This is a genomic window from Mesorhizobium sp. P171375 (assembly GCF_057786075.1).
Map to the genome: position 1 here is coordinate 2,585,040 of NZ_JBYNWF010000001.1, position 22,886 is coordinate 2,607,925.

The 22,886-nt window shown below is 59.2% G+C and carries 25 protein-coding genes and 5 pseudogenes; 17 read left to right on the forward strand and 13 right to left on the reverse strand.

Annotated features, from left to right (window positions below; all coding sequences use genetic code 11):
- Positions 1–58: 58 nt before the first annotated feature.
- Positions 59–532, forward strand: coding sequence for a sigma-70 family RNA polymerase sigma factor (locus tag ACYHH6_RS12265; RefSeq protein WP_352590426.1), 474 nt, complete (start codon positions 59–61; stop codon positions 530–532).
- A 94-nt stretch (positions 533–626) separates the two neighbouring features.
- Here the strand turns inward: ACYHH6_RS12265 and ACYHH6_RS12270 are convergent, their stop codons facing one another.
- Positions 627–779, reverse strand: a complete 153-nt coding sequence (locus ACYHH6_RS12270; RefSeq protein ID WP_352590428.1) for a hypothetical protein — start codon at positions 777–779, stop codon at positions 627–629.
- A 100-nt stretch (positions 780–879) separates the two neighbouring features.
- A complete protein-coding gene (locus ACYHH6_RS12275) occupies positions 880–1,443 on the reverse strand; it encodes a response regulator (protein WP_352590431.1) in 564 nt (187 codons plus the stop codon).
- A gap of 144 nt (positions 1,444–1,587) precedes the next feature.
- On the opposite strand from ACYHH6_RS12275, the gene ACYHH6_RS12280 reads away from it, so the two are divergent.
- The 9 genes and pseudogenes from ACYHH6_RS12280 (at position 1,588) to ACYHH6_RS12320 (ending at position 10,699) form a co-directional block, all read left to right on the forward strand.
- Entirely contained in the window at positions 1,588–4,701 is a 3,114-nt protein-coding gene (locus ACYHH6_RS12280) for a CheR family methyltransferase (RefSeq protein ID WP_352590434.1), read from the forward strand.
- Entirely contained in the window at positions 4,698–5,114 is a 417-nt protein-coding gene (locus ACYHH6_RS12285; protein ID WP_352590437.1) for a response regulator, read from the forward strand. The genes ACYHH6_RS12280 and ACYHH6_RS12285 overlap by 4 nt, the downstream gene beginning before the upstream one ends.
- 549 nt (positions 5,115–5,663) lie before the next feature.
- Entirely contained in the window at positions 5,664–6,074 is a 411-nt protein-coding gene (locus ACYHH6_RS12290) for a DUF427 domain-containing protein (protein ID WP_352590439.1), read from the forward strand.
- Between the two features lie 29 nt (positions 6,075–6,103).
- Positions 6,104–6,523, forward strand: a complete 420-nt coding sequence (locus ACYHH6_RS12295; protein ID WP_352590441.1) for an HD domain-containing protein — start codon at positions 6,104–6,106, stop codon at positions 6,521–6,523.
- A 350-nt stretch (positions 6,524–6,873) separates the two neighbouring features.
- Positions 6,874–7,251, forward strand: a complete 378-nt coding sequence (locus ACYHH6_RS12300; RefSeq protein ID WP_435053419.1) for a (2Fe-2S)-binding protein — start codon at positions 6,874–6,876, stop codon at positions 7,249–7,251.
- A gap of 3 nt (positions 7,252–7,254) precedes the next feature.
- Positions 7,255–8,271 (forward strand): annotated as a pseudogene (locus ACYHH6_RS12305) (FAD binding domain-containing protein).
- 149 nt (positions 8,272–8,420) lie between these two features.
- Positions 8,421–9,368 (forward strand): annotated as a pseudogene (locus tag ACYHH6_RS12310) (xanthine dehydrogenase family protein molybdopterin-binding subunit); the annotation flags it as partial.
- 196 nt (positions 9,369–9,564) lie between these two features.
- A complete protein-coding gene (locus ACYHH6_RS12315) occupies positions 9,565–9,858 on the forward strand; it encodes a molybdopterin cofactor-binding domain-containing protein (RefSeq protein ID WP_352590444.1) in 294 nt (97 codons plus the stop codon).
- A 334-nt stretch (positions 9,859–10,192) separates the two neighbouring features.
- The gene (locus tag ACYHH6_RS12320) at positions 10,193–10,699 is read left to right on the forward strand and encodes a YciE/YciF ferroxidase family protein (RefSeq protein WP_352590447.1); all 507 of its coding nucleotides are present in this window, start codon (positions 10,193–10,195) and stop codon (positions 10,697–10,699) included.
- Between the two features lie 93 nt (positions 10,700–10,792).
- Here the strand turns inward: ACYHH6_RS12320 and ACYHH6_RS12325 are convergent, their stop codons facing one another.
- Complete coding sequence (locus ACYHH6_RS12325; RefSeq protein WP_352590450.1) at positions 10,793–11,890, reverse strand: flavodoxin family protein; 1,098 nt, start codon at positions 11,888–11,890, stop codon at positions 10,793–10,795.
- A 195-nt stretch (positions 11,891–12,085) separates the two neighbouring features.
- On the opposite strand from ACYHH6_RS12325, the pseudogene ACYHH6_RS12330 reads away from it, so the two are divergent.
- A pseudogene (locus ACYHH6_RS12330) lies at positions 12,086–12,288 on the forward strand (ATP-dependent DNA ligase); the annotation flags it as partial.
- A 483-nt stretch (positions 12,289–12,771) separates the two neighbouring features.
- Here the strand turns inward: ACYHH6_RS12330 and ACYHH6_RS12335 are convergent.
- From ACYHH6_RS12335 to ACYHH6_RS12355, 5 genes and pseudogenes are all read right to left on the reverse strand, one after another.
- A complete protein-coding gene (locus tag ACYHH6_RS12335) occupies positions 12,772–13,200 on the reverse strand; it encodes a GFA family protein (protein ID WP_352590453.1) in 429 nt (142 codons plus the stop codon).
- Positions 13,193–13,636: a PPC domain-containing DNA-binding protein gene (locus ACYHH6_RS12340; RefSeq protein WP_352590456.1), complete on the reverse strand. Its 444-nt coding sequence runs from the start codon at positions 13,634–13,636 to the stop codon at positions 13,193–13,195. The genes ACYHH6_RS12335 and ACYHH6_RS12340 overlap by 8 nt, the downstream gene beginning before the upstream one ends.
- A 30-nt stretch (positions 13,637–13,666) precedes the next feature.
- Positions 13,667–13,984 (reverse strand): plasmid stabilization protein, encoded by a 318-nt coding sequence (locus tag ACYHH6_RS12345; protein WP_352590459.1) that lies wholly within the window; start codon positions 13,982–13,984, stop codon positions 13,667–13,669.
- A 107-nt stretch (positions 13,985–14,091) separates the two neighbouring features.
- Positions 14,092–15,805 (reverse strand): annotated as a pseudogene (locus ACYHH6_RS12350) (HAD family hydrolase).
- 10 nt (positions 15,806–15,815) lie between these two features.
- Positions 15,816–16,787, reverse strand: coding sequence for an SDR family oxidoreductase (locus ACYHH6_RS12355; RefSeq protein ID WP_352590462.1), 972 nt, complete (start codon positions 16,785–16,787; stop codon positions 15,816–15,818).
- A 439-nt stretch (positions 16,788–17,226) separates the two neighbouring features.
- On the opposite strand from ACYHH6_RS12355, the pseudogene ACYHH6_RS12360 reads away from it, so the two are divergent.
- Positions 17,227–17,756 (forward strand): annotated as a pseudogene (locus ACYHH6_RS12360) (NADP-dependent oxidoreductase); the annotation flags it as partial.
- A 474-nt stretch (positions 17,757–18,230) separates the two neighbouring features.
- On the opposite strand, the gene ACYHH6_RS12365 reads toward ACYHH6_RS12360, so the two are convergent.
- Positions 18,231–18,470: a hypothetical protein gene (locus tag ACYHH6_RS12365; protein ID WP_352590465.1), complete on the reverse strand. Its 240-nt coding sequence runs from the start codon at positions 18,468–18,470 to the stop codon at positions 18,231–18,233.
- On the opposite strand from ACYHH6_RS12365, the gene ACYHH6_RS12370 reads away from it, so the two are divergent.
- Positions 18,469–18,978 carry a hypothetical protein gene (locus ACYHH6_RS12370; protein ID WP_352590468.1) on the forward strand — a complete coding sequence of 170 codons (510 nt, stop codon included), beginning with the start codon at positions 18,469–18,471 and terminating at the stop codon, positions 18,976–18,978. The two genes, ACYHH6_RS12365 and ACYHH6_RS12370, sit on opposite strands and share 2 nt — an antisense overlap.
- 45 nt (positions 18,979–19,023) lie before the next feature.
- Here ACYHH6_RS12370 and ACYHH6_RS12375 read toward each other — a convergent pair whose 3' ends face one another.
- Positions 19,024–19,173 carry a hypothetical protein gene (locus ACYHH6_RS12375; RefSeq protein WP_352590471.1) on the reverse strand — a complete coding sequence of 50 codons (150 nt, stop codon included), beginning with the start codon at positions 19,171–19,173 and terminating at the stop codon, positions 19,024–19,026.
- A gap of 241 nt (positions 19,174–19,414) precedes the next feature.
- Positions 19,415–19,807, reverse strand: a complete 393-nt coding sequence (locus tag ACYHH6_RS12380) for a recombinase family protein (protein ID WP_435053416.1) — start codon at positions 19,805–19,807, stop codon at positions 19,415–19,417.
- Positions 19,808–20,294: 487 nt separating this feature from the next.
- Between ACYHH6_RS12380 and ACYHH6_RS12385 the strand changes: the two genes are divergently transcribed.
- The 4 genes from ACYHH6_RS12385 to ACYHH6_RS12400 all read left to right on the forward strand — a co-directional run bounded on the left by ACYHH6_RS12385 (position 20,295) and on the right by ACYHH6_RS12400 (position 22,187).
- Positions 20,295–20,675 carry a hypothetical protein gene (locus tag ACYHH6_RS12385; protein WP_112562746.1) on the forward strand — a complete coding sequence of 127 codons (381 nt, stop codon included), beginning with the start codon at positions 20,295–20,297 and terminating at the stop codon, positions 20,673–20,675.
- Between the two features lie 554 nt (positions 20,676–21,229).
- Entirely contained in the window at positions 21,230–21,835 is a 606-nt protein-coding gene (locus tag ACYHH6_RS12390) for an extracellular solute-binding protein (protein WP_352590474.1), read from the forward strand.
- A gap of 22 nt (positions 21,836–21,857) precedes the next feature.
- Entirely contained in the window at positions 21,858–22,031 is a 174-nt protein-coding gene (locus ACYHH6_RS12395) for a hypothetical protein (protein WP_352590476.1), read from the forward strand.
- Positions 22,032–22,037: 6 nt separating this feature from the next.
- Positions 22,038–22,187 carry a hypothetical protein gene (locus tag ACYHH6_RS12400; RefSeq protein WP_352590479.1) on the forward strand — a complete coding sequence of 50 codons (150 nt, stop codon included), beginning with the start codon at positions 22,038–22,040 and terminating at the stop codon, positions 22,185–22,187.
- Here ACYHH6_RS12400 and ACYHH6_RS12405 read toward each other — a convergent pair.
- Together ACYHH6_RS12405 and ACYHH6_RS12410 are read right to left on the reverse strand one after the other, a co-directional pair.
- The gene (locus ACYHH6_RS12405) at positions 22,160–22,378 is read right to left on the reverse strand and encodes a hypothetical protein (protein WP_352590482.1); all 219 of its coding nucleotides are present in this window, start codon (positions 22,376–22,378) and stop codon (positions 22,160–22,162) included. The genes ACYHH6_RS12400 and ACYHH6_RS12405 overlap by 28 nt on opposite strands.
- A gap of 63 nt (positions 22,379–22,441) precedes the next feature.
- Positions 22,442–22,657, reverse strand: a complete 216-nt coding sequence (locus tag ACYHH6_RS12410) for a DUF768 domain-containing protein (RefSeq protein WP_352590485.1) — start codon at positions 22,655–22,657, stop codon at positions 22,442–22,444.
- Between the last annotated feature and the right edge of the window lie 229 nt (positions 22,658–22,886).

Consider the following 22,886-nt stretch of genomic DNA (forward strand, 5'->3'; position numbering starts at 1 on the left):
TCAAGCGGAGAAAGATTACCGCAGCATCGGTTCTGGCGGACGAGACGATGACTCCATCGTGGAACTCATTCCCGCATTGCGGGCTTTTGCGCGCACATTCTACGGTGCGCCGAACGACGCCGATGACCTTGTCCAGGAGACCCTGGTCAAAGCGCTGAAAGCCTTTGAGAGCTTCGAGCCGGGTACACGACTAAAGTCGTGGATGTTCACGATCATGCGAAACACGTTTTACACGAAGGTCAAGGTGTACGCCCGAGAAGCACCCGCAGCCGCGGATTGTGTAGCTGGAAAACTTTCTGTCCAGGCGACGCAGGAATGGTCGGTGCGCGCGCGGGAAGTCGCGAATGCACTCGATAAACTGCCTCCGCACCAGCGCGAGGTCCTGACGTTGATTGGCATGCTCGGCGTTTCCTATGAAGAGACGGCCGAAATTTGCGGCTGCGCTGTCGGCACGGTGAAAAGTCGTCTCAACCGTGCGCGTATCCAGATTCTTGAAGATCTCGGTGAAGCCTCCGCCGCAGACGATGCTTGAACCGGCTGAACTGCCTTGTTGAGGCCAGTCAAGATTTCTAGCTGCGGGCGGTTCAGTTGGGATTTTTCAGCTGCTTTAACAGCAGTAGTTGCTGCTACAACTCGAGGGCGAGTTTCACCAGCCGTTCAGGTGTTTCTTCCTCTGCGATTTCGTCGAGCAGCGCTGCGAGTGCAGGGTCTCCCTCAACGGGATCCCGGAATGAAGCAGGTTTAGTTTGTGAAGGTTTGGCCACGACGATTTCTACCAAGGATGCGGCCGTATTTGCAAGACGAAGCGAAGCGCTCTTGGCGGCAGAATACCGCGGCCGGGGCCGGTAGACAGGGCGGCCTGCGGCAAACTATCGACCCTTAATTCATAATGGCAGACCTGTCGTGGCGGAACACCTCCTCCATGAGTGTATTGAGCCATTCGCTCAAAGGACGGTGATGTCGCGTCGACAACCGCTCCTCCAGCGCCGCCTTCAATGTCCGTTCAACGAGGCGATCGGCCGCTTGTGGGTCGCCTAACAATAGTCGCGCGGACAGCCTTAGTTTTGGAAGGGCGCGGAAAACGCTGTCGTCACCAAGCGTTGTTTGCGCGGCGAGAATGCCGGCGACCGTCCTGAACCCGGCCGGCTTGGAGAGATTTTGGGCGTATCGGAACCGCTCCGGCAGGGTCATCTGATCGTTTCCGGAGAAGAATACGAATGGTATGCCCCGGTTCGACAGTTCATCGGCGAGGGGAAAAACGGTCTCGCCGTTGAGATCGATGTCCAGCACCGCGCCATCCGCTAAATCGATATATCGTCTAGCCCGGCTGACTGAAGATACCGGCCCCAAAACGGTCGCCCCACAATCGCTGAAATAGGAAGCGAGTTCGTTTGCCAGCAGGAATTCGTCCTCGACGAGCAGAATTCGAATGCCCAATAACATCGCCGCCCTCCGCAGTTTAAACGGCGGTCGTGCCCATAGGTTCCGTGGCTGCTTTCGTGGGTGCGGATGGGAATTTAATTAGGACCGGTTTACATTGGATCGAAATCGGCGCTGCCGCGTTGCCTCTCACAAGCAGGATAATCTATGAAAAAGCTGCCGAGGTTCCCAATAGTCGGTATCGGCGCCTCTGCGGGCGGCATTGCGGCCATGGAGGGATTTTTTCGCGGGATGCCATCTGCGGGCGGGATGGCGTTCGTGGTCGTCACCCATCTCAGCCCCGAACGGGAAAGTCTGCTGCACGAAGTGATTGCGCGTTACACCGGAATTCCGGTTCGTGTCGCTGAAGATGGCATGGATATCCATCCCAACACCGTCTACGTGATGCCGCACAACGCGATCCTCACCATCGAAAATTCCAGTTTGAAACTGCGCCAGCCAAATTCGGTGTCCAGAGAGCGCAAGCCCATCGATATTTTTTTCAGCGCGCTGGCCGAGGATCAGGGCGAGTACTCGGTCGGCGTCGTGCTGTCGGGCGGCGATTCTGACGGCACATTGGGCGTTAAAGCAATCAAGGAGCACGGCGGCCTGACGCTAGCGCAACTCTCCGACGAGTCAGGTCCGATCAATCCCGATATGCCGCGCAGCGCGATCGGATCCGGTCTGATAGATATCGCCATCTCGGCCGATGAGATGGGTGCAAAACTCATTGAATTTGCCCACAGCTTTGAACTGCTCGACGAGCTTGAAGCTGACGATGGCAAGGCGGGTGCTTTGAAACTTCGCAAGGCCCAGGAGGAAATCTACGCGATCCTGCGCTGCCATTCCGGACACGATTTCTCGGGCTACAAGGCCAAGACCTTCTTGCGTCGTGTCAGGCGACGCATGCAGATAACACAGAACACCGCGATCGAGCCCTATTTAGATCTGCTTCGTTCAAACGCGGAAGAAGTGCGCCTGCTGTTTCGCGACCTGTTGATCAACGTCACAAATTTCTTCCGCGACACGGACGCTTTCAAGACCTTGGAAGAAACCGTCATCCCCAAACTTTTCGAGGGCAGGGGCGCCAACGATACGATCCGCGTCTGGGTGCCCGGCTGCGCAACCGGGGAGGAAGTCTTCTCGATCGGAATGCTGATGCGCGAGCATATGGATACACTTTCCGCTGTGCCGCGCATCCAGATTTTCGCCACGGACATCGATGACGCGGCGCTGGGCGTCGCACGTTCGGCGCGCTATCCGGAATCATTGCTTGCGGGCGTTTCGCCTGAACGTCGTGAACGTTTCTTCAGCAATGACGGCACAAGTTTCGTCTTGACCAAGGGCATACGTGATCTCTGCATCTTCTCGGCGCACAGCGTCATCCGCGATCCACCCTTCTCGCGTATGGACATGGTGTCGTGCCGGAACCTGCTGATCTACTTCGGCCCCGATGTGCAAAAACAGGTTATTCCGACATTCCACTATTCGCTGAAGCCCGGCGGCTATTTGTTCCTTGGCACCTCCGAGAGCATCAGCCAGCATGCCGACCTGTTTGCTCCGGTCGACAAGAAACAACGAATCTTCAAGGCACGGGAACATACGGCGCCGGCGCGGCTGCCGATCTTGTTGAATGCTGCGCCTGCAAGCAACTTTTCCAGCGCCAATGACACGCACGCCCGCCGCGGCTTGTCTTACTCCCTAAGGCAAACCGTTGAAGCCCAGGTTCTCGAACGCTTCGCTCCGGCCCACGTCGTCGTCAATAGTGACGGCGATGTCGTCTATTACTCGGTCAGAACCGGCAAATATCTCGAGCCGCCGCAAGGGGTGCCGAGCAGACAATTGCTCACCATGGCACGCAGCGGCCTGCGTCTGGAATTGCGGGGCGCTTTGCGCGAAGCCGCCGAAGGCCGGCGCACGGTTGTGCGCGAAGCAATAGCTATTGAAGAAGATGAAGATCGTGTCCAGTTCGTCACATTGACGATCGAGCCCCTGGCCGATCGAAGCAGTGGCGAGCCGCTATTTCTTGTCCTGTTCGAGCCGATGGGCCCGTCGCAGCCGAGGGCGGAGGCTTTGAAGCGTCGAGAGCCGACCGCGTCCGGGATTGCAGATTTCGAACGCGACCTTCGCGATATGCGCGAACGCCTTCAGTCGACGATCGAAGAATATGAAACCGCACTGGAGGAGTTGAAATCCTCCAATGAGGAACTCGTTTCGGTCAACGAAGAAGCTCAGTCCTCCAATGAGGAGCTTGAGGCCTCCAAGGAAGAAATGCAGTCCCTCAATGAGGAATTGAACACCATCAATGCCGAACTGGTTTCCAAGATCGAGGATCTCGATCGTGCCAACAGCGATCTGAAGAACCTGTTCGAGAGTACTCAGATCGCTACTGTTTTTCTCGATACCAAGCTGGTGATCCGCAGCTTCACGCCGGCGGCATCCTCATTCTTCAATTTGCTGCCGACCGACATCGGAAGACCGCTGACCGATCTTGCCAGCCGGCTCGATTATCCGCACCTGCGCGACCATATCGCCCAGGTTTTCAAGGCTGGCGAGATGATCGAGCACCAACTGCCGCGGGATAGCGATGGCGTCCACTATCTCGTGCGGCTGATCCCTTACCGCAACAGCGTGCGGAAAATCCAGGGCGTGGTGGTGACCTTTGTCGATGTGACGACCATGGCTGAAGCCGAAGCCCACCAGCGGGTATTGATCTCAGAACTCAATCATCGGGTCAAGAACATGCTGGCTGTTACGGTCAGCATTGCCAGTCAAACCCTGAAAAATGCTCCCTCTCCGGAGGCTTTTGCGGAAGCGCTCATTGGTCGTCTGCGCGCCATGGCACGCGCTTACGGAGTGCTCTCGCGCGAAAGCTGGAAAGAGGCCTCGGTCGAGGAAATCGTGCGACAGGAAGTCGAGCCCTTCGGGCTGGAACGCATTAACACCACCGGCGAGGACATTCGGCTCAAGCCTCAGCAGGGCCTGTCGCTTGGCATGGTGATCCATGAACTTGCCACGAATGCTGGAAAATATGGCGCCTTGTCTATGCCAGGCGGCATGGTGTCCGTGACTTGGTCCGAGTCCGATCAAGGTTTTCAGCTCGATTGGTCCGAGAGCGGCGGTCCCGCTGTCAGTCCGCCTGAGAAGACGGGATTTGGTCTTTCACTGGTGAAGGGCGAAATTGAGTATCGGCTTGGCGGAAATTTTGAAACATCTTTCGGTTCCGATGGTTTGAGCTTGCGGATTGGATTTCCGTTTGATCATCGGGAGAGCGAAACGTGACTGAACCTCGTATCCTTATCGTCGAAGATGAATGGCTGGTCGCGGAGGAGCACCGCACAATTCTGGAAGAGGCCGGCTTCGCCATCGTCGGGCCAGCGCCGTCCGTTCCTCGCGCGAAAAAGCTGATCGAGAATGAAGCCATATCTGCCGCAGTTCTGGACATTGGTCTCGGCGGTGAGACCAGCGCTGCCCTTATCCCTCTTCTAGTGGAACGCGGAATTCCGTTTGTTTTCGTCAGTGGATACACGGCGTCCGACGTTCCGGAAGATTTGCGTCATCACAAGATGCTGTCAAAACCCGTGTGGGCCGCAGCCTTGGTCGAGGCCGTGCGAAATATGCTCGGTGTTCAACCGACATCTTTGGCAGAACAGCAGGATAGCGGAGGGGTGCCAACCCAACGAGAAGCCCGATAACCGCACTTCTCCTGAAACAAAAACGCCTGGTTTTTTCATCGGATTTGCGATGACATTTGCGTTCAGGCCCGAGACGGCATCGACGACCCGCCGATGCGATTTTCGAGAAGTCGCCAAATCCTTCGACAACCCGGGCTGGCCGGAGGTCACGCTGCAATCCTATCGCGCGCGGAAGGGGCGGAGCCTGATTCACGCTAGGGAACTCGCCCGCCGGCAGGTAGCGGCCAAGATCATCACCGTGCCAACTCTAACGCTCCACTGTGGCGACGACCGTATCGTCTTTCCAAAGTCTTCGAGTGGGTTGGACGAGCATTTCACTGCGCCTACCATCGAGTGTTGCTAGATGGCGTGGGACACTTCCCGACCCGGGAAGCCCCGATGGAGTTTCGCGGTTGTTTGGCGAGCTTTCTCACAAGCTATGGCAAGCGGTAGGCGCTTTAAGCCCGGCCACCGTTCAGCTTACTGGGCATTCCGGAACCTGAAGCGCCGCCGCGCATTTCGTCTCCATGCATGACGGATCTTGCAGTCAATCGCCAAGGAGAAAATCAAATGCAAACTTCAGGCGCAACTTCACAACAGCACATTGGCCGACTGGCGATAGAGCCGTTTTCCGGCACGGTGACGGTGCGATTTTCCGACGCCATAGTCGCAGCCACGGAACGGGCAAAAATCCTGCGTGAAGACGGGCACGAGCCCGAGTTCTATATCCCCTTCGAGGACATCTATTTCGATCTTTTCGAAAAGACCAACACCACCAGCCGGTGCCCGCTTAAGGGCACCGCAAGCTACTGGCGGGTCCACGCCGTCGGCAGTTCGTCCGACGATTTCATGTGGGCCTATGAAACGCCCGACGCGTCTGCTCTGGCCATTGCAGGTCACGGCGCTTTCGATCCGGAAAAGGCTCGTATCGATGTCGACCCCGCCGAGGACAAGCGGCACACGCCGCATCTCGTTGAATAAGCAGAACGGTCACGGCGGCGACAGGCGCGATGAGCATTTTCTACCGGGCGGCAAAGATTGCGGAGGAAGTTCACGCGTCGCAGCGCGACAAGACCGGGCAGCCCTACATCGAGCATTGCCGCCGTGTCGTCGACGCTGTCGAGACAATCGATGAGAAGACAGTTGCCTACCTTCATGATGTTCTGGAGAAAGGCGAAGGCTGGACCCGGGCCAAGCTCGAAGAAGCAGGCTTCGGACCGACAATAGCCTCGGCGGTCGATGCCATGTCGCGCAGGCACGATGAGGAGTATTCCGCCTTCGTCCGGAGGGCTGCGTCGAATCCGCTGGCGCTACGTGTAAAACGCGCCGACCTAGAGGACAACATCTGGCAGTCGAGGCAGGTCGGAGCGTCGGCGGCCGAATATGAAGAGGGCCTTCGCATACTTGACCAAGAGTTCTCCGGGCAATAGCGGGCGCCCAACACTGTGTTCCATCGCCTGCGACTGAGGTCAGGATGACTGCTCGATATAATAAAATGATCACGACGATGTGAGGAGGGAACTTTGCCGGGCGCTTCTGGTTTGGTCCGCAGCATGTCCGATTCCGCAGTATCCAACGGCCTCAGCCGTCGCAAATTCATGACTGGCACGGTTTCGGCAGCCGTTGGCCACAAGCGCAACAGCGAGGCCCAGCCGCCTCCGCCAAGACGCCCGATCCGCGCGACTTGTCGGCGGTTTCGATGCGGATCAACAAGCAGGCCTAAAATCTAGCCCTTGACAACAGAACGAGCCTGCTTGACGCGCTGCGCGATCATGCTGGCCTGACAGGCACCAAGAAGGGTTGCGATCACGGCCAATGTGGTGCTTGCACCGTTCTTGTCGACGGAAAACGGGTTTTGTCGTGCCTGAGTTTTGCCGTCCTGAATGACGGGCGTGAGATCACGACGGTAGAAGGCCTGGCGTCGACCCATGGAGAACTCCATCCGGTCCAGCAGGCTTTCGTCGACCACGATGCCTTTCAATGCGGCTATTGCACGCCGGGCCAGATCATGTCGGCCATCGGCTGCATCAACGAAGGCCACGCCGGCTCGGAAGATGACATCCGCGAATATATGAGTGGTAATCTGTGCCGATGCGCGGCCTATCCGAACATTGTCGCTGCGATCGTCCAGGCGCGCGACGAGATCAGGAGGGCCTGAACGATGCGGCCCTTCATTCATGAAAGACCATCCAGCGTTTCGTCGGCGATCGCGATGGCGTCAAATGCCGATGCCATGCCGCCCACACAGGCTGATGTGCAGTTAATTGCCGGGGGAACCAACCTTGCCGACTACATGAAGCTTGGTGTCGCGCAACCCGCGCGGTTGCTCGATCTCAACGGGCTGACCGAGCCTGCCTTGCACCAGATCAGGATTGACGACGACGGCATCCATTTCGGTGCGCTGGTGCGCATGGGCGAAGCGGCAGACAACGATGAGGTCAAGCGGCGCTGTCCGCTGCTTGCCGACAGTCTGAAACTGGCCGCCAGCGGCCAGCTCCGCAACATGGCAAGCCTCGGCGGCAATGTGCTGCAGCGCACCCGATGCGAATATTTTCGCGAAACATCCTGGGCCTGCAACAAGCGCGAGCCCGGCTCAGGTTGTGCGGCGATGGAAGGCTTCAACCGCCAGCACGCCGTGCTTGGTACCAGTGATGCCTGCATTGCGATCTATCACGGCGATTTCGCGTAGGCCCTGATCGCTCTTGACGCGACCGTCGACGTGGAAGGGCGGCGCGGTGCGCGCACGATACACTTCGCCAAGCTGCACCGGCTTCCCGGCGACACACCAAACGTCGAGACGAATCTGGCTGCCGATGAGGTCATCACCGCCATCCATGTTCCGTTACACGCATGGAGCCGTCGTTCACGCTACCTGAAGATACGCGATCGTGAATCCTATGCATTCGCGCTGGCCTCGGCCGCTGTTGCGCTGGAGATGGAAGGGGGTACCGTGAGGCAAGCGCGCATAGCGCTGGGCGGCGTCGCAACCGTGCCTTGGCGCGCCAAGCCGGCGGAACAGGCGCTCCAGGGCAAGGTGCTGGACGAAGATGTGGCTGAGAAAGCTGCCGACGCCGCTTTCGCCGATGCCAAGCCGCGAGAACACAATGCGTTCAAGGTGCCGCTCGGCAAGCATACGCTGGTGCGGGCCTTGCTCGAAACCCGTGACATGAAGGTCTGAGCCATGAACCAAGCCGCGCCAGTTTCAAAAGAAAATCAGGGCGAGCCGGTTGTGCGTATCGACGCCCGGCTGAAGGTCACCGGGCAGGCAGCTATCCGGCCGACATCGCAGCCGCCAATGTCGCCTATGGTGCCCTTGCCACCAGCAGCATCGCGCGGGGCAGGGTAGTCAAGCTCCATCTGCAAGATGCCAGAGCCGTGCCTGGAGTGCTGGATATCGTGACCTATGGCGACATGGACAAGACAGACACGCCTGAATTCGGCAACACCGGCGCAAGTTCCATCGGACCTTTGCACGACAGAACAATTTTCCACGATGGTAAGATCATGGCCCTCGTTGTCGCCGAGACATTCGAAGCGGCGGAAGAGGCGGCGATGTTGATCCACGCCGATTACGAGGATGAACGGCCCAGCGCCGGTTTCGAGTCGAAAGGCGTGAAGACAGAAGCGGCGGCGGGAAAAAGCCCGATGTTCAAGGAGGACGTTAAGGCGGGCGATTTCGACGCGGCCTGGGCGGATGCGGCGGTGAAGATCGATGAGAAGTATTCGACGCCAACCCAGCATCACAATCCGATCGAACTGTTCTCAACCACTGCGATGTGGCAGGGCGACCAGCTCACTGTTCATGAGCCAAGTCAGAATGTCACCGGCTGGAAGGTCGAGCTCGCACGGCAGCTGAAGATCGACCCGGCCAACGTCCGGATTGTCAGTCCCTACATCGGTGGTGCGTTCGGCTCGAAGGGACCGATGACCGCTCGAACGGCAATTGTCGCGGTTGCGGCACGCCGCATCGGTCGGCCGGTTCGCTGTGTCGTCAGCCGCATGCAGGCGTTCAATACGCAAACCTATCGCGCCGAAACCAGGCACCGGGTTCGCATAGGAGCCGGCAAGGACGGCCGTATCACGGCGTTCGGACATGAGGGCTGGGAGGTGACGTCACGCCCGGACCCTTATGTCGTCGGCGGCACCTCGGCGACGGGCCGGATGTATGACTATGGCTCGGTGCTCACGCATGTGTCGATCGTCCATGGCGATCGCAACACGCCGGGCTACATGCGCTCCCCGCCGGAAACGCCTTATGTCTACGCGCTCGAGAACGCCATGGACGAGATGGCCGTGGCGCTTCGTATGGATCCGGTCGAATTTCGGCGCATCAACGAGCCCGAAAAAGATCCGATTGGCGGCAAGCCGTTCTCAAGCCGGTCACTGATCAAGTGCTATGATCAGGCAGCCGAAGCCTTCGGCTGGTCAAAGCGTGACGCGGCGGTCGGTTCCATGCGTGACGGCGACTGGCATGGGCTGCGCGACTGCCATCTATCCGACGTCCAGCGCGCCATGTGCTGCTCGTGTCCGCCTGACAGCCGACGGCCAGGTGCGCATCCAGTGCGGCTCGCACGAAATCGGCACCGGCGTGCGCACAGTCGCCGGCCAGATGGCGGCCGGGCGGCTTGGCTTGGATATCGGCAAGGTCTCGGTCGAGATGGGTGACAGCGCCTTGCCGCCGGCGCCGGTGTCGGGACGGCTGCTGCCGTGGCTAGTGCGGTCTACCATGCCACCGGCAAGCGGGATCGACCAGCTGATCACTTGAGGTTTGGATCAACAATCCTCCGGCGCCTGTCGCGGAGCCGAATGGCGCGCAAGGCATCGAACGCGCGCTTTCGGTTTTTTCTCCGACAGTTTTCCGCGCCGGCTACGCGTTGAGGGTCATCTCATCGTCGGGGGCATGGAATGTGTGATCGGGTCAAGGCTCTCCCAACGGAGATGATCGCAGCCTCTCGAAAAGGAGAAACGGCCCGGCTGGGAAATCTGGAACTCCTCCGGCACCGGCGCGTTGACCAGCAAGGCGGGACGCGTCCCGGCCTTCGCGAGTGGCGGGCAAGCCGCCGCCAAAACCGAACTTCTGCGCAATGAAAGGTAAGGCCATGGGCTTCTTTTCGAAGGACATCAAGACACTCGACGATCTCTTCGTGCACACGCTGCGCGACATCTACTACGCTGAAAAGCAGATCGAGAAGGCGCTGCCGAAGATGATCGACAAGGCAACCGATCCGCAATTGAAGGCCGGATTCGAAAAACACCTTGAGCAGACCAAAGGCCATATCGAGCGCGTCGAACAGGTGTTCGAATTGCATGGCGTCAAGGCCAGGGAGGTCAACTGCCCGGCGATTGACGGTATCCTCGAGGAAGCCGACGATGTCAGCGGTGACGTCGACGACAAGGAGGTTCTCGACGCGGCGCTGATTGCCTCCGCACAAGCGGTCGAGCACTACGAGATGACCCGCTACGGCACCCTCATCGCCTGGGCCAAGCAGCTTGGCCGCAGTGACTGCGCCAACGTGTTGGCCAAAAACCTGAAAGAAGAGCAGGCGACCGATCGCAAGCTTACCGAAATGGCGGAAAGCAAGATCAACATGCAGGCTGCCGAGTAGACCGTGCTAAAGGCCGGCCACCCCAGGGCTGGCCGGCCTTTTCCATGCCGTTTCCAAAGCTCAGGGCTACCGCACGGCCTATTTGGCGACCATCTACTTCTTTCTCGGGTCTTCCAGCGATTGGCCAGCAGTCCCCAGTTCGCCGTCCCGCTGGGCCATCACGGCGCTGAGCAACGTCCGGGCCGCGTTGCGCACTTCCTCCTGGAAGTCGGTATCCTCGTCCATTTCGTAGTGGCTGGTCGCATAGGGCTTCCAGTATCCGATATAGCGGTCCAGTTCCGCCTTTGGCCCCGCCGGGATCATCTCGATCGACTTCATCCAGTCCGACAAGGAGTGTCGCACGTTCTCCGCGCCCTCCGTGTCGCCATGCACGATCACCGAGAATAGCCGGCCAGCCAAATGCCTTGGATAATCCCAGCCCTTCAACTCTAGCGCCTTGGCCTCCTTCGCTTCCTTGCCATGCGTCGAACTTGGATCTGGATTGCCGCCGTCGGCGCAAACCAGCCTGTCCATCAGCAGCTTGAGGGGCGACGTCACCTGGTACCAGTTTACCGGCGTGATGATCATCACCCCGTGCGCTGCAACCCACATCGGATAGATATCATTCATCCAGTCCTGCGTTTGCCCAAGGGAGTGGTTCGGGTAGCAAGAACACGGCCAATGGCAGAGGGCAGACGCCGTCGAGAAGCAGGCTTTGCAGGGGTGGATGGTGCGGCCATATTCCGACGCCAGCCGCGACAGGTCCAGTATCTCGACTTCTGCCTCCCCGGCCTCGAAGACTTCGCGAGCTATCTCGGCAAAACGGTAGCTCTTGGACATCTCGCCCGGGCAGGTGTGCTCGCTGCGTGACGACCCATTGACGATCAGGATGCGGCGTTTTTTGTTGTCATTGTAACGGCGTTGAGCCGCGTCCACAGCATCCTTGGCGGCGATCCAGTCGACAGAGAGATCGTAGCTCGGGTCCGCAAAGCCGGCGCCCGCCTTTCTTGTCCGCGGGCTTTTGCGGGAGTCAGCGTAAGCCTGCCAGGCAATTTCGGCGATCATGTCGAGTTCGGCGTTTGCGGTTTCGAAAGCCGGATCGTTGAACTGTTCGCGGTAGCGCCTTTTGAATTCTGTTTCATCGAGCCGAGGGCTGGGCATGCCCTTTCGAGGATCCGGCGCCGTTTCTCCTCGCTTGAGCCAATCGAACATCTTCAGACCTCGTGGGTAGCCACCATGGACCCGGCGAAGTAACCACCGTGCAAGCGCTTCGTTCCCGCCGCGAATGGAACTCGCCTCCAGCGTGAACCGAACCAGATCTCCAGTGCTGCGTTGAGTCGAACACCATCGTTGTCCACGGAACTTCCATGACGGGCGAACCTGATCTCTCGCGATCTACCGACGAGTGTGAAATCGTCTTTCGGCGTGCCGTTGAGCACGGCACCGATGAAGCAAAGGCTGCCGACACGTTGCCGGTCGACGCCGGCCCATGGCAATACGAACCCAAATGGGACGGGTTTCGATGTCTGGCCTTCAAATTCGGCGCGGCCGTGGAGTTGCGAGCAAAATCCGGCAAGCCGTTAGGGCGGTATTTCCCGGAAGTCGTCGCGCCAAGAGGTCTGACGACTCGCAACAAAGGCCTAAGAACCCGGCCCATGCCGGGGCAGAAGCGGACGATTTCACCCCGGCCAATAACTGCTCGGTTCGGCCCCAACCTTCCATTCGAGATGGATCCGATCTTCGAGGACGAGCATCGCGTCTCGCCGCATCCAAGTGATGGTGCTGCGCCAGGGCAAGAGATGAACCTTAAAAGCAAGGGCGGCTCTACAGTGAGGTGAGCTGCAGGTGCGCTCAGACAGTCAGAAAGGGGACCAGAGATGAAGTCGCATCTATTATGATCATCATCGCCGGATTGGTATTGACGGCCGGTATTGTGGCAGCATCAGCGGACATGCTTGTCGTCAAGCCTGTCGATAAATCCGCCGGCATCCGGATATCACCAAAAAATCTTGTACGGGAAATATCCAGCGGTCACGCCGTGCTGTCCCGCTGCATGGTGATACGGCAATCTTGGCCGCTCGCAAGAGGCGGCCCTACCAGCTCTCCTCGGTATTGTGGTCCGGAAGGTCTATCCCGCAGCACACCCAACCAAGGCGCTGCGCTGAGCCATAGTTATACTGAGGCTCCAGGTGAGCCGGATCATCGAACGTACCGACGTGCAGCGCGATCTCGGTTGGCGATGCGTCGTAGCAAAGGCTGAGGGGCGACCCGCATTCTGGGCAGAAGCCTCTTTGGGCGATTGGCGAAGACCTGCGATATGTTGGCATTCCCGAATTCCAGACCAGACTTTGGCAGGGCATCCAGACAAGAACTGCAAACGCGCTGCCGGTCGCTCGTCTGCACATATCGCAATGGCAGTAGTGAACCCTCGGTTCGATCCCGACGCTGAATCGGATCTTGCCGCAGAGGCATCCGCCATTGATGGCAAGGGAACCGGCTAGGCGCTTACCAACCTTACGCATTCAGATCGATCAAGGCGGCGCCGAGTTCGGGACGCTTGCGGCGGCGCAGATGAACCGGCGCCTCCACAAGCGTGACCTCGAGTGTCGGTCGCACAATGCCGTCAAGCAGATGCCCACCTCTGGTGGTGCCATCGCGCAGCCCCAGCACCGTATGGACATGAAGACTAGGCTTGCCATCGTCGCTGACCGCAACGTCACCGATCGCACTCAAGACCTCGCATTGTTCGTTGATCGGGATTTTGCGGTAGGTCTTCTCACCCGGATCAAACCAGCCCACGGTTGCTCGTTCGAACGCGCCGATCGCAGTCAAAGAGGCACCGCCGAGGTTCTTGTCGGTTGCGAAGGCTTTCAGCGCGGCGAAGGCTTCTTCGCCGGGGTCGAGAACCACGACGAAGGTCCTTTGTCCGCTGACCTCGTTGACGAGTTGCGATTTCATGTCTGCTTTCCCGCCACGTTGGTTGGGCAGTCAATGAGCATGGTGCTCGACATTCCGCTTGCGGGTTGCCGCGGCCTTCTTTGCCGATTCCGATCGGCTCGCGGCTGACCGTGAAGCCGATGCCTCGCCGCCGCTTTTGCCGCCCTTGTGAGCGGCGGGCTTTCCGGTGTGTTTACCACGGCCGGAGCCGCCTTCTTTCTTGCCGCCGCCATCGTCCTTGTTGACGGTCGCCCATGCCCGCCGCTCGGATTCCTTCTCGGAAACACCGCGCTTCTCATAGCCTTCGGCAATGTGGTCGGCTTTGCGTTCCTGTTTGTCGCTGTATTTCGATTTGTCGCCTCGTGGCATGGCCGTTCTCCTGGTTCGATAATGTTTGAACGGGATGCCGGCGAGAGAGTTCCAAGCGGAAATTCAGAAAACGGACAACGCGGGCAAGGACTTCGGTCAACGAGGCGCTATTCCTCCGGAGCCGTAGCTGGTGCCGTATAGCGGCGGCGCACGGCGTCGATCAAGCGTTTTCGGCTCTCTTCGGGAGAGAGCTTTTTATCCTTTTCAATCGCGATGGTTTCGCGCGCCAGATCCTTGTCCCGGATCTGGTGTCGAAACCATTCCGAATAGTCGCCGGCGCGCAAGTGGAACTCCCAGGTCTTGTCGTCGATGCCTTCGGCGATCTGGGCAAAGATCATCAGATTGTGAGCCCTGAGATTCATGGCATTGTCGGGGCCATGGAAATAAAAGCTGCCAGCCTCATCGAGCTGGCCCTCGGCGTATTTCCGGCTGTGCCGCTTGAGCGACTGACGCGGCTCGGCCACCTTGACTGTCTTGAGTTTCTTGCCCGCATGCGGTCGCCAGAACAGCACACGCGAGCCCTTGGGCGTGGGTATCTCTTTCGGCGGCTCCATGCCGGCCTCGTGACAAAAGGCCTTAATGACATCCTTCGCCTTGGGGCCTAGCGCGATGATAGCCGTTACCAGGCGCAAGACATCGGTCGAGATCGCCTCGGGATGAACGGTGATCAAGATCGTGCCCGGCAACTCTAGTGACAGGATCGCGCGCGTATCGTCGCGTCGCTTTGGGAGAAGATGGTGGGCTTCGTCTATGATCAGCCATTGTGGCCGCGCCGTGCGCCTGCGGAAGCTGCCGAGGTCGGGCAGCAGGTTGGCGAAGAAATCCGGGCGCTCGTTGACACGCAGCGCCAGCCCATTCACGACGACATTGCTGTCGGCCTTGGCAATCAGGTCCAGCACCTGCGTCTTCGTCGGCGGGGTGGAGCCATCGCCGAGGCGGACGGCACCTTCCAGGCCGTCATAGTCGCCTTCGGGGTCGAAGACGCAGAACTGGAACTTGCCTTCGACAAGGCGTTCCGTCAGCGCGGTGGCCAGGGTGGATTTGCCGATGCCCGAACTGCCGGCGATCAACACAGTATCAGTCGGCGACAGGTAAATGTCATGGCCTCCGCCTGAGCCGAGAACGATGCCGTCATGCCGCCTCGATACAATTTGATGATCGCGTTTGATCATTTTGTCGATCAGTTGCTCGACGCCTTTCCCGCGCGCGCCGCGCATGATGAGATCGGCCGTATCCTTGACGGCGGGAATGGCGTTGTCGACGGCGACACTGCAGCCGCAAACCCTGAGGAAGGCGTGGTCATTTTCGGCGTCGCCGACACCAACGACATTATGCGGCGATAGCCTAAGGTCCTGAAGTGCGGCGGCCAGGCCGGTGGCTTTGTTGACACCGCTCGGCAGGATCATCACCGCGCCCTTGTTGAAGATGATTTCGAGCCCCAGCCCCCATCGTCTTGATGACCTCGAGCACGGTTGCCTGATGCGGCTCCCAGGTGGCGACGATCGACCTGCCGACCGACAGCGGCTTGACGCCCGCCTTCTTCAGTCTGGAGACGAATTTGAGATCGGGCGACGGTGAGATCGTCCGCTCCTCCTCGCTTGCCGGCGTGTATATCAGCGCGCCGTTTTCGGCGACGACCTTGTCGAGCAGGCCAACCTCGGGAAAGACACGCTTGAGGTCGGACAGTTCGCGCCCGGTGACCAGGATCAGTTTGCGGCCGCTTTTCTTGAACCGCTCGACGGCAGCGAGCGTCTTTTTGGTGACCACCCCGTCATGCGCCAGTGTGCCGTCATAGTCCGTTGCCAATGCAATGAAATACATCGCTTTGGCCTCAGTAGCCGCCGACGACAGGCAGGATTTCGCCGGTGATGTAACTTGAACACTGCGACGAGGCGAGGAACACGTATGCCGGCGCAAGTTCCTCCGGTTGCGCCGGCCGTTTCATCGGCGTGTCAGCGCCGAATTTCGAGACGTCGTCGGCTTCCTTGTCCGAAGGGTTGAGCGGCGTCCACACTGGACCTGGCGCGACCGCGTTTACCCGGATGCCCTTGTCGATGAGATTGCCCGAGAGCGCCCTCGTGAAGGCATGAATGCCGCCCTTGGTCATCGAATAGTCGACCAACGCCTTTGATCCATCGATCCCGGTTACCGAGCCCGTGTTGATTATCGCTGCTCCGGGGCTCATATGCGGCACCGCTTCCTGCGCCATATGGAAATAGCCGTAGAGATTGGTCTTCAACGTCGTGTCGAAATGTTCCTCGGTCAGGTCGCTGAAATCGGTGGAGTGGATCTGGAAGGCCGCGTTGTTGACGAGCACGTCGATGCGGCCGAATTTCTTCACAATGTCTGCCACTGCGCTGCGGCAATCCTCGCGCCTGCTGACATTGGCTTTTATCAGCATGCAGTGCCGCCCTTCTTTTTCGACAGCGGCCTTGGTTTCCTCGGCGTCCTTGTCTTCAGCCAGATAGACGATCGCTATATCGGCACCTTCCCGGGCGAACAGCACCGCCACCGAACGGCCGATGCCGGAATCGCCACCGGTGATAAGCGCTACCTTGTCTTCCAATTTTTTTGAGCCGAGATAGTACGGCGCATCGTAGAGCGGAGCGGGTTCGATCGCCCATTCATGCCCCGGTTTGGGTTGATGCTGCTCGGGAAAAGGCGGCTCGGGATATTTGCGGGCGCCGGCTTGCATCGCGTGTTGGATTTTGCCATTGCTCTTCGTCTCGTCTTTGGCGTCGATACCACGCTGGATATGACGTTGCTTGGCGGCTTCAGCTGATGTCTGTGACTTCGTCTGCATGGCTTTCTCCTCTGCTCGAAGAACGAACAACGCATGCCGGGCAAAAAAGTTTGGGCAAAAACCAAGAAGCCTTCGAGATCGCCGGTTTGGCCAAGGGTAGTCATCTCGTGCGCCCGATTGCTTTGGGCCGAGACAAGATCGTCTCAAGCGATAAACGGCCGGGACCGCCTACTGCAAGCGTTACAAGGCCGGCCAGACAAAACAGGATCATTTCGTAGCCGACAGGCCCGAACCGGATTCCTATGGCTGTCACTTCGGCAAGACGGAGCTTCTGAACTATAAAGCGCCTGCCAGATGTCTCGTCGGCATCCCACAGCAATCCAACATCAAGGTGGTCGCGGAAGGCGTCGAGCCGATAGCTAACTGCGTGAGAGATCGAAAAGACCTTCCACGCCTGCTATTTACCCCGAACCAACAAATCACTGAGGAGACAATTCCCATGAAAGCGATCGTAGTGACGGACCAGGCTGCAGGAACGGCTGGGATGAAGCTGGTGGAGCGGTCCGAGCGCAGGCGGCAATAAACGATGTCGTCGTACAAGTTCATGCGGCGGGATTCGTCAACACCGAACTGGAGTGGCCCTCGACCTGGGCCGATCGAGCCTCCCGTGACCGGACGCCGTCGATCTGGGCCATGAGCGGTGTGGTCACTGCGCTCGGCTACGGCACCACGGGGCTTTCAATCGGTCAGCGGGTGTTCGGCCTCGCGGACTGGCATCGCGACGGCACCCTTGCCGAGTATATAGCCATAGAGGCCCGTAACCTCGCGCCGCTGCCCGGCGACGTGGACTTCACGGTTGGCGCAAGCTTGCCGATCTCGGGCCTGACCGCCTGGCAGGGACTGTTCCAGCACGGCTGCCTTCGGGCGGGGCAGAGCGTGCTCGCTCATGGCGCGGCGGGTGCCGTCGGTTCGATGGTGGCGCAGCTTGCAAGGGAGGCCGGAGCTTATGTCATCGGCACCGAACGCGCCGAAAACGCTTATGTGGTGCGATGACCTGAAATGGCAGGAAGTGCTGGCGTCGCCGATCATCGCGACATGACGGCGGCCGATATCATGGCCTGCAGTTGCGAGGCATTGGCCATCATCCAACTGTGCGAAGCTGCCGCTTGGGCAATCCAACGGAGGCAGCAATACTTAGGGCTCGCAAACACCATAGGGTCCGGGCTCCATTTGGCTCAGGCACTGCTGGAACCCCGTCCATGAAGCTCTCGCCAGTCATGAGGGCGGGCGCTGATCATTCTGCAGCCGAAACAATCGGGCCCGCTGCTCCGGTGGCGGGCTTTCTTATCTTGTGGCAGAAAAGTCACGCAGCTTGAATATACAGAGCTTCAACCGGAACGAGCTTATTATCCACCTAAGCGAGGCGTACCATTATTTTTGCGGGCAAAGGGGCTGCCCGACCTCCCGAATTAGCGCCCGCTGCCTTAACGGTGGCGGGCTTTTTCATTCAGGCGGGCGCTGGACATCCGGGATCTCCAGATCTGATCGCACGGCCTGCAGTATCGTGCCCAAGAGCGATAAGTGGCGACTGATTACCAATTGTCGCTGGAATATTTGGTTGATAACAGCCTTCAGCACGCCAGGGTCTGAAAACACCCTCTCGTCCTGCTCTTCTAACAAGTCACAATTGACCTCACAGGCATCGGCCGCCTGCTCCAAGTCAAGCACGGCCTTGTCCAACATGTCCATTGCTTCCCCCATTTTCCCGCGCAGATCGCCGGTTCTTTCGATTAGTCGCCGGGTCAACGGAGATTGCAAGGTAGGATTCGTCGGGGCTGATATTGGCCAAAAATGGGACAGGCGAGGGGAGATTTTCGCTAAGTCCTTGAAATATCTGGTGCGCCCAAGGGGCGTAGCGGTTTCGGCCAAAATCAACCGCTTAGTTCGTTCAACCCAAAATGGGGCCATTGAAACCGTTGGCGTTTCGTCGCCGATGTCCACCCATGACGATTTGCCGGCAGGCTCTACCGGCATTTGCCACGAAAGCACGTCGGCGATCGATGAGGCGGCACGCCTCGATGAGGCGGCACGCGCTTCCTTGCCATCACCGAGCCCGACGCGCGGCCGCGGCCACTGGTGCCAGCCCTACGCGCGATGTTCGGCCTCAGCGCTATCAAAGTCGTGCCAGGCCATGGCCAGCGCCTATGAGCGGGAATACTGGCGCCGCTGGCCGGAAGGCCGCGACGAATGATAGCTACATCTGCGGGTCGGTGAGCCTATCGTTGGGATTCCGACCTTACGGGACCACGGTATCGAACAGGCGGCGAGCGCCGATCAGATCGCGAAGGGGTGGCTGCTCAACCTTGCGCACGTCCACGTCGACCGACTTCCGCATGAGCCAGGCCGGCATGAGTTCCCTGATTGCCGATTTCAGATAGTCGACCATCGCAACTGGCCTCGCGCACGGTTGGCGTTCCTTTTGTCGGGCTGGTTGCGGGCTGCCTGATGATGTCCGAGCTTCTCGTGGGATGGATGGACCGGTATCAAGGCATGAATCCGGACGACCCAACGCTAGGACGTCATGGCTTACGGACCACGATCATGGGCACGAAAGCTTGGATGGGGTGCGTATGGGCCCAGGAGGCCCTTTCAGTGCTAGTGGGTGGGGCTATTGCCCTTCGTATTCCTCAGGCCGCCGTGAGAACCTTCTGGACCGCTGAAGGTGAACACTCCGCCTCTTTGGCGATCTGCCTCACAGAGCGCCCCTCGGCCTTCAGCGACTTGATCAGGTCATGATCCACCGTCACCGGCCTGCCGGTCTTCCACAGCTCGCCTTGGGCCTCTGCCTTGGCCTTCGCCTTAGCAATGCCTTCCATCTGCCGCTCCTTCCTCAGGGCGGTCTCAAACTCGGCAATGCTGGCAAGGATGCTAAACACCAGCTTCCCCGTCCGCGTGGTCGTGTCGAGCGAGGCGTCGTTCAGCACCTTGAACCCGACGCCCTTCTTGTCGAGCGTCTTGACGATCTGGTGAAGATGCGCCGCTGATCTCGCCAGACGGTCCACCTTGGTCACCACGAACACGTCACGCTCGCGGGCAAACTCAAGAGCCTTCTCAAGTTCAGGCCTCGTCTCATGGTATGAAATGAGCCCCGCCGGTCATTGCCGTCGCCAGCCCCGCCAGTCCTTGGAGCCTGTGTGGTGTAACCGAGGGGATACGGGGGTCGGCGCGCGTGCCTGTTATCCGATCACCCGCTCAGAAATTTGTACCAAATATTCCGGCCCCCTCAAAGGAACCATCAAGACACCCAGCAGTTGCCTCTGACTACTGATGGGCAGGCGGCACAGGCGAACTCGGTGCGTATAGCGCTGGAAGGGAAGCGCGATCGGGTAAAAGGCGAACGTCAGCGGACGATCGACCTTGTGATCAGGGGCGTTATTGCTGAAGAGGATGCCAAGCAGTCTCCCGCGATTGCCCCGACATGGAATTCGAATGACGGATCGACGCTTCGGCGCTATGATGTCGATGAAGGGCGTTTGGGGTCAACCAACCTATTACTAGGAGGTTGCCATGAAACACCAAACACTGGACCAACTGCATGCAGTGGCCGAGGTCAACACACAGCCGGTAATGAGCCGAACCCAACGTCTCGTACGTTGGGCCGAGCTTCTTGAACGTGAGCCCAGCCGGCTCCTGACCGCGCTCGCTGGGACTGAATACCGTGCCCCGCCGGAGCGCGATGTCATGCGAGGCGATGGCTCGCCGATAGCGGTTGCCTTCACGGACCCCATATTGCACGACGAAGGTCTGAAAGACGACAGCTATGGCGAAGCCAAGCGCTTCTTCGAACTGACCGACCACCAACTGCACGAGATCGTCTGCTACTGCCATGTCGGCGAGGTTATGCAATCGTCCAGGGCAGCGCTCTCGGTTCGTGCGGCGATCGGCTGACGCATGTCCACCAGGCGATTACCTGGTGACGGGTGATTTTGGGGCGCGGTCGAACGCGAAGCTGCGACCATTTGCGATCGCGCCCCAACGCGCCCGTCTATCTGGCCTGGATGCTCTCGGCACACGCCACCGTTCGGCGGCAAAACTGCCGATCAGAGATTGATGGTCGACGTCCGGCTCTCCGGCGCCGATCGCCCGCAATGCTGTGTTGCCTGCGACGATCGAGATAGGTCCGGATTGTCGACGAGCAGTTCGCCAAGGCTGCCATGCAGTCAGCCATTGTTGAGCCGGCGTCCATATTTGTCATTTGGCGACTATGGGCCGCCAAGCGTGCTCTCACCGCGGGTGAATCCGACATGGAATAATCAAAAATCGAAGAATCAGTCGGCCCCGGGGCCGGTCCTATCAATCATGTCGGGCGTGTTGTTGCGCGGACTGCCGATCTTGCTGTCGCCTGTGTTTCGCCACTCACTTCTGAACAGCAAAAAGCCCGCCACTACAAGGCGCTGCCGACCTACAAGGGCAAGATCTGGGGCTTCTTCGACGACGGCGACATGTTCGCTCTCTACTACCGCAAGGACATCTTCGAGGATCCCAAGATGATGGAGGCCTACCAGGCCAAGTTCAACGCCAAGCTGGGACCACCGAAGACCTGGGAGGAATATGCTCAGATCGCCCAATTCATCACCGACCAAATGGCGCCGAAGATTTATGGCGCCGGTCACTTCCGCAAGGCGGGCAGCCCGGGCAATCAGTTCGACTTTCTGCAGCAGTTCCGCGCCAACGGCGGGAAACTGTTCGGTGACGACATGAAGGCCGGGTTGGTGTCGGATGCCGGCGTCAAGACGCTGACGAACATGCTCGCGGCGAACAAGGCGTCTATTCCCGGCAATAACGAGCTCGACGCCGTCTCCCTGTGGGCAGCGTTCCTGACCGGGAAGGTGGCGATGATCTATTCCTGGCCTCCTACCGGCCGCATGGCGGCGAATTATTCGCAAACCGCCACGGCGATCAACTTCATTCCGCAGTCGCAGATCGCCGGCAAGGTCGGCTATGCCGTCGTTCCGGGCAACCCGGAACATGCCACCCACTTAAATCGTCAAAGCTCGCGCTTTCCGGAGGCGAAGCTTGTGTTTGCCTTCGACCAGCGCGATGCTTGACCCTTCAAAAAGGGAGGGGCAAGTGGGGGTTCTGATCATCCTGTTAGGCCTGTTGGAGATGCTGGCGGGCTTTGTAACGCTTGGTGTAGCCAAGACCGTAATTCACGAGATCCTTTCCGTCTGTGCGTTCGGGTTCGGCTCAATCACGCTCGCGCTTGGTGTGATAATCAGACAGCTAGGCTCTCGCGCGGTGTGACGCGGCTTGGCAGTAGCGCTCTACATCGCCGCGATCACCGCATCGATGCTTGCCGGCGCGATCTGGCGCTACTGGCAGCGCGACATAATCGGCATGGCCGCTTGCCTGTTGCTGGCCGGCATGGGCGCCTACCTGCTGTTCTTTGACTTTCCATAGCCGGTCGGGCTGGTGTCCGGCGTATAGATCAGGCCGACTTTCTTGCTGCCGCATTTGGCACAGCGCATCTTCGGAATGAGGTCATCCGCCATTGCCAGCGCATCCGGGCCGAGCTTCGCCTTCAGGGATTCAAGGTCGATAGGCTGGTTATGGAAGCACAGGCTGGCATGGCAGTACGCATGCAGCTTCATCTTCTCATCAATGAGACCTTGGATCGTCCACTTTGCCAGGGCGTCGATATAGCGCCGCTGCGGTCAGTCCGCCACGCCGGCATCACGGTGCAAGATTGCGTTGAGGATTGCCTCATACACGCTGCCGGTGTCCTCCTCGATCTCGACGCTGCTGATTCCTACCGACTTGGCATCTTCGAATAGCTTTTGGGTCAGTTCGGCAGCTGAGATGACGTCGGCCGTTGCGGGTACGTTGGCGCCAATCCATTTGTACAAAAAGTCTGTGCCGCGGGTGCTCATGGCCGCCTCTAGGTTCCTTCTTCGACAATGCCCTTCACCGATAGTGGGCCCGCCCCAACTGGCGAGCGAAGCGGGCCCGGCCTAGTCTTTTGCGGGACAGGGCCAGCAGCGAACTGCCGTCACGACAAACCTGCGCAAGAATGTTACGTTCCGCTTACTAATTAAAAAGCCCGCTGCCGGACCTGGGTTGGAAGGCAGCGGGCTCCGACCGTCCACGGAGGCCCGATCT